The organism is Rhizobacter sp. (assembly GCF_031412075.1).
Lineage (GTDB): Bacteria > Pseudomonadota > Gammaproteobacteria > Burkholderiales > Burkholderiaceae_C > Rhizobacter.
This window is the reverse complement of the sequence record NZ_JANOCG010000081.1, coordinates 1-5,421: the sequence shown is the minus strand read 5'-3', so window position 1 is coordinate 5,421 and position 5,421 is coordinate 1. Positions and strand designations below refer to the sequence as shown.

Annotated in this window: 8 protein-coding genes; 6 read left to right on the top strand and 2 right to left on the bottom strand. The window is 66.0% G+C overall.

Going from position 1 to position 5,421, the window contains the following annotated elements; translation table 11 throughout:
- On the top strand, positions 1–503 hold a 503-nt coding region (locus RMO40_RS03095), incomplete at its 5' end, for a cytochrome c oxidase subunit 3 (RefSeq protein WP_309716178.1).
- 68 nt (positions 504–571) lie between these two features.
- Here RMO40_RS03095 and RMO40_RS03090 read toward each other — a convergent pair.
- Entirely contained in the window at positions 572–793 is a 222-nt protein-coding gene (locus RMO40_RS03090) for a twin transmembrane helix small protein (RefSeq protein WP_309716175.1), read from the bottom strand.
- A gap of 11 nt (positions 794–804) precedes the next feature.
- On the opposite strand from RMO40_RS03090, the gene RMO40_RS03085 reads away from it, so the two are divergent.
- The 5 genes from RMO40_RS03085 to RMO40_RS03065 are packed head-to-tail and all read left to right on the top strand — an operon-like array spanning position 805 to position 4,850.
- Positions 805–1,542 (top strand): SURF1 family cytochrome oxidase biogenesis protein, encoded by a 738-nt coding sequence (locus RMO40_RS03085; protein ID WP_309716171.1) that lies wholly within the window; start codon positions 805–807, stop codon positions 1,540–1,542.
- The gene (locus tag RMO40_RS03080; protein WP_309716168.1) at positions 1,496–2,203 is read left to right on the top strand and encodes a hypothetical protein; all 708 of its coding nucleotides are present in this window, start codon (positions 1,496–1,498) and stop codon (positions 2,201–2,203) included. Before RMO40_RS03085 ends, RMO40_RS03080 begins: the two co-directional genes overlap by 47 nt.
- A gap of 4 nt (positions 2,204–2,207) precedes the next feature.
- Positions 2,208–3,314: a COX15/CtaA family protein gene (locus tag RMO40_RS03075; RefSeq protein WP_309716165.1), complete on the top strand. Its 1,107-nt coding sequence runs from the start codon at positions 2,208–2,210 to the stop codon at positions 3,312–3,314.
- 22 nt (positions 3,315–3,336) lie between these two features.
- Positions 3,337–4,248 (top strand): heme o synthase, encoded by a 912-nt coding sequence (gene cyoE, locus RMO40_RS03070; protein ID WP_309716161.1) that lies wholly within the window; start codon positions 3,337–3,339, stop codon positions 4,246–4,248.
- Entirely contained in the window at positions 4,245–4,850 is a 606-nt protein-coding gene (locus RMO40_RS03065) for an SCO family protein (RefSeq protein ID WP_309716159.1), read from the top strand. Before cyoE ends, RMO40_RS03065 begins: the two co-directional genes overlap by 4 nt.
- Before the next feature lie 46 nt (positions 4,851–4,896).
- Here the strand turns inward: RMO40_RS03065 and RMO40_RS03060 are convergent.
- The coding region (locus RMO40_RS03060; protein ID WP_309716156.1) for a sigma factor-like helix-turn-helix DNA-binding protein at positions 4,897–5,421 on the bottom strand (525 nt) is incomplete at its 5' end.

Genomic DNA, 5,421 nt, shown 5'->3' with positions numbered 1-5,421 from the left:
CCGACTTCAAGGCCGTGTGGCCGAGCGCCGGGCCTGGGATCACAGCGTCGCCCGCGGGTACCGTCGAGCCGTTCTCGGTCATCGGACCGTGGCCGCTGCCGACGCTCAATACGGCCCTGTTGCTGAGCTCGGGCGTTACCTTGACGATCGCGCACCACGCGCTGATCGCTGGCCAGCGTAGCAAGACCGTGCTCTGGATGTGGGTCACCGTGCTGCTCGGCGCCACCTTCCTCGGCGTGCAGGCCTACGAGTACATGCATGCCTACCGCGACCTGAACCTGAAGCTGTCGTCGGGTATCTTCGGCTCCACCTTCTTCATGCTCACCGGCTTTCACGGCTTTCACGTGTTCGTGGGCATGCTGATGCTGCTGTTCATCACGCTGCGTCTGATGAAGGGCCACTTCACCCCGCAGCGCCACTTCGGCTTCGAAGGCGCCGCCTGGTATTGGCACTTCGTCGACGTGGTCTGGCTCGGCCTGTACATCGTCGTGTACTGGCTCTGAGCGACTCACCTTGACTCCATGCAAAGAGCGCCCGGTGGGCGCTCTTTTGTTTGGTCGCTGACTGAACTTCACTGGCCGATCGGAATCCCCGTGGGGCGGATCCAGCCCATCCAGTAGCTCAACAGAATGCACACGAACAGCAGCACCGACAGACCCACACGCAGGGCCAGCGCACGCATCATGTTGCTGGTCTTGGGCTTGCCGTCTCGGCCGTCGCGCATCATGAACACACCGGCCGATGCCAGTGCCGCAATGATCAAAACCAGGCCCACGCCGATGAGGTATTTCATGGGCGTTGATTATGCTGGCTGACCCAAGGCGCCGTGCGCTCATCGTGCTCGTGGCCACGCTGCTGGCCATGGCGATCACGGCACGACTGGGGGTGTGGCAGTTGAGCCGCGCCGCGCAAAAAGAGGCGCTGCAGTCGGCGCTCGATTCGCGCGGCGGCCTGCCCGAACTGCTGCAGTCCGCGCTGCCTGCCAACGAAGTGCAGGCGGCGGCGCAGCACTTCCGCCCAGTGCGTTTGGAAGGTGAATGGAAGCAGGGCGCCACGGTCTTTCTCGACAATCGGCAGATGAACGGGCGCCCCGGTTTCTTCGTGCTCACGCCCTTGATGCTGGGGCCCGATGACGCGGTGCTGGTGCAACGTGGCTGGACACCGCGCAACACGCAGGATCGAACCCGCGTGCAGCCGGTGCCCACGCCCGCCGGGCGCATCGAGGTGCTCGGCCAGATGGCCCCGCCGCCGGGCAGGTTGTTCGACTTTGCGGGCCCAGCGGCCTCGGGAGTGATCCGGCAAAATCTGATGCTCGCCGATTTTTCTCGCGAGCTGGGTGTGAACCTGCGGCCCTGGACGGTGCTGCAGGCCGACACACCCGGCATCGCCACCGACGGGCTGCTGCGGCAATGGCCCCGTCCGGCGGCCGATATCCACAAGCACTATGGCTACGCCTTTCAATGGTTTGGCTTGTGCGCTCTCTTGGCAGGTCTGTATGTCTGGTTCCAACTCCTCCGCCCCCGGCTCACGCGAAACGCCTGAGGGCGCCGCCGGCCTGAGCTTCACCGTGCACTCGATGCCGGCGGCAGCGCTCGACGACCGCCGAACGCAATACGGCCGTCTGAAGATGCTGCTGGTGTTGCTTGTCTGCGCGGCGCCGGTGATCGCGTCGTACTTCACCTACTTCGTGATCCGCCCCGAGGGCCGTACCAACTACAGCGAGTTGATGCAGCCGCTGCGGCCGGTGCCTGTCGATCTGCCGCTTGCCAACCTGCAAGGCCAGACCGTGCAGCCCCTGTCACTCAAGGGTCAATGGCTGCTGGTGGTGGTGGGTGGCGGCAATTGCAACGAACGCTGCGAGAAAAATCTCTGGTTGCAACGGCAGCTGCGCGAGTCGCTCGGCCGCGAGAGCGCGCGGCTCGACAAGGTCTGGCTGATCAACGATGACGCTGCCGCCCGGCCCGAGACCGTGCAGGCGGTGACGACTGGCGTGCCTGTCACCGTGCTGCGTGTGCCGCCCGCGGCGCTGGCGACCTGGGTACAGCCTGCGGCGGGCCGGCAACTCGACGAGCACATGTACATCGTCGACCCGATGGGCAACTGGATGATGCGGGTACCCCCGCAGCCTGAGCCGGCCAAGCTCAAGAGCGACATCCTGAAGCTGTTGCGCGCGTCCGCTTCATGGGACCAGGCGGGGCGCTGACACGGTGGCTTCTTCCTACGACTTCAGCCCGCTGCTGGTGCTGGCTCTGCTGAGCCTGCTGCTGGGCGCCTTGCCACTCGCATGGATCGGGTTTCGCCACCGGCACGCGTCGCCGGGAGTGCGGCTGCGCGCGCTGACCTTCTTCACCCTCTTTCTCACCTTCGACTTGGTGGTGTTCGGCGCCTTCACCCGCCTCTCCGACTCGGGCCTGGGCTGCCCCGATTGGCCCGGCTGTTATGGCAGCGCCAGTCCCCTGGGTGCGCACGCCGACATCCAGGCCGCCCAGACCGCCATGCCCACCGGCCCGGTGACACACGGCAAGGCCTGGATAGAGATGGTGCACCGTTACCTGGCGGCCGTGGTGGGCGTGCTGTGCATCGCGCTGGCCATTGCCAGCTGGCGTGCGCGGCGGTTGGGAGCTGCCGTGCTGTCGCCCTGGTGGGCCACGGCGACTTTGGCGTGGGTCTGTGTGCAAGGCGCATTCGGCGCGCTCACCGTGACGATGAAGCTCTACCCGGCCATCGTCACCGCCCATCTGCTGGGCGGGCTCACCTTGCTGGCCTTGCTGGCCGTGCAGAGCCAGGCTTACCTGCGTGCGCCGCTCCCGCTGACGCGCGCTGTGCATCGTGGCGTGTGGGCCGTGCTGCTGCTGTCTGCGGCGCAGATCACCCTGGGCGGCTGGGTCAGCACCAATTACGCTGTGCTGGCCTGCAGCGATTTCCCAACCTGCCAGGGCCGGTGGTGGCCGGAGATGGATTTCGGCCATGGCTTCACCGTGCTGCGTGAGCTGGGCGCGGGAAAGGATGGCGGCTACCTGCCGTTTGCCGCGCTCACCGCCATTCATTTCACCCACCGCGTCGGTGCGCTCATCGTGTTGAGTGCCATGGTCTGGTTGGCTTGGGCACTGTTCGCGAGTCGGGACCCGGCGGTACGCCCTTGGGCCGGGGCGCTGGTCGGCGTGGCCGTGTGGCAACTCGCCAGTGGCCTGAGCAACGTGGTGCTGGGCTGGCCGCTGGTGGCGGCACTGGCCCACACGGCGGGAGCCGCAGCGCTGGTCGCCTTGCTGGCGGTGATGCTCGCGCGTGCCCGGCAAGCCCGGCCAGGCTCGTAAAATGGCCGATTCGCCTGTTGCCATGTCTGAAACACTCAGCCCTCCCATTCCCGCCGCTGCGCGCCTGTCGCCGGTGCGCCAGTTCTATGCACTGACCAAACCTCGTGTCGTGCAGCTCATCGTGTTCTGCGCCGTCATCGGCATGCTGCTGGCCGTGCCGGGGGTGCCCGACTGGCGCCTGGTGCTGCCGGCGACCGCGGGCATCTGGCTGGTGGCGGCAGCGGCCGCGGCGTTCAACTGCGTGGTCGAGCAACGCATCGATGCCAAGATGGCACGCACCGCCTGGCGGCCCACGGCCAAGGGCGAGCTGACCAACACCCAGACCTTGCTGTTCTCCGGCGTGCTGTGCGCCGCCGGCAGCGCGTTGCTCTACTGGCTGGTCAACCCGATGACCATGTGGCTCACCTTCGCCACCTTCGTTGGCTACGCCGTGATCTACACCGTGGTGCTCAAGCCGATGACGCCCCAAAACATCGTGATCGGCGGCGCGTCGGGTGCGATGCCGCCGGTGCTGGGCTGGGCGGCGATGCGCGGCGATGTCGGGCCCGAGGCGCTGATGCTGTGCCTGATCATCTTCTTGTGGACACCGCCACACTTCTGGGCGCTGGCCTTGTACCGTGTCGAGGACTACCGCAAGGCCGGCCTGCCGATGCTGCCGGTGACGCACGGCAACGAGTTCACGCGGCTGCAGGTGCTGCTCTACACCTTCGTGCTGTTTGCGTCGACGCTGCTGCCGTTCATCTTCGGCATGAGCGGCGTGATCTACCTGGCGGCAGCGGTGTTGCTCGGCGCCGGCTTCATCGCTTACGCATGGAAGCTGTGGCGCCATTATTCCGACGCGTTGGCGCGCAAGACCTTCCGCTTCTCGATCCTTCACCTCTCGCTGCTGTTTGCGGCGTTGCTGGTCGACCACTACCTGGGCCCCTTGCTGTGAAGCCTCAACGCCGACTCCTGCTGCTGGCCGCCGCCACCGTGTTGACCGGTTGCGACAAGCTCCCCGGCTTGTCGGGCAGCAAGCCTGGCTTCAAGGCCATCGACATCACCGGTGCCGAATACGGCAGCAAGCTCTCCTTGCCCGACCAGAATGGCCAAGCACGCACGCTGGCCGATTTCAAAGGCAAGCTGACGGTGGTCTTCTTCGGCTACACCCAGTGCCCTGACGTGTGCCCCACCACCATGGCCGAGTTGGCGCAGGTGAAAAAAGCGCTCGGCAAAGATGGCGAGCGGGTGCAGGGCGTGTTCATCACCGTCGACCCCGAGCGCGACACGCCGGAGTTGCTGAAGGCCTACATGTCGGGCTTCGACCCGAGCTTTATCGCCCTGCGCGGCACACCCGAACAAACCGCGGCCACCGCGAAAGACTTCAAGGTGTTTTACGCCAAGGTGGCGGGCAAGAGCGACGGCAGCTACACCATGGACCACACGGCGGGCTCGTACATCTTCGATGCGAGCGGCAAGCTGCGGCTTTTCACCCGTTATGGCGCTGGCGCCGAGGCCTTGACGGCCGACTTGAAGACGCTGCTCGCGGCAGGATAGAGAAACAAAAACGGCCCCGAAGGGCCGTTTTCTTTGAGCGTAAAGATCACGCAGCGTCTTCGGCCAAGGCCTTGCGCATCTTCTTCATGGCCGCCACCTCGATCTGGCGGATGCGCTCGGCGCTGACGCCGTATTCACTCGCCAGGTCGTGCAGGGTCATGCCGCCGGAGCTGTCGTCGTTCACCTTGAGCCAGCGCTCTTCGACGATGCGGCGGCTGCGTGCGTCCAGCGCGTCGAGCGCCTGGGCGATGCCGTCGCCGGCCAGCCAGTCGCGGCGGTGCGCTTCGATCACGCGTGTGGGCTCGGTGCTGTCGTCGGCCAGGTAGGCGATGGGGGCGTAGCTCTCTTCGCCGTCATCGGTCTGCGGCTCGAGCGCCACGTCACCGCCCGACATGCGGGTTTCCATCTCCAGCACCTCTTCGCGCTTGACGTTCAGCTTGCGGGCGACAGTGTCGACCTCGCCCTGCGTCAGCGTGCTGCGGTGCGTGTTTTCGTCGGCCGAGTCTTCCTTCAGGCTCTGCTTCATCGAGCGCAGGTTGAAGAACAGCTTGCGCTGCGCCTTGGTGGTGGC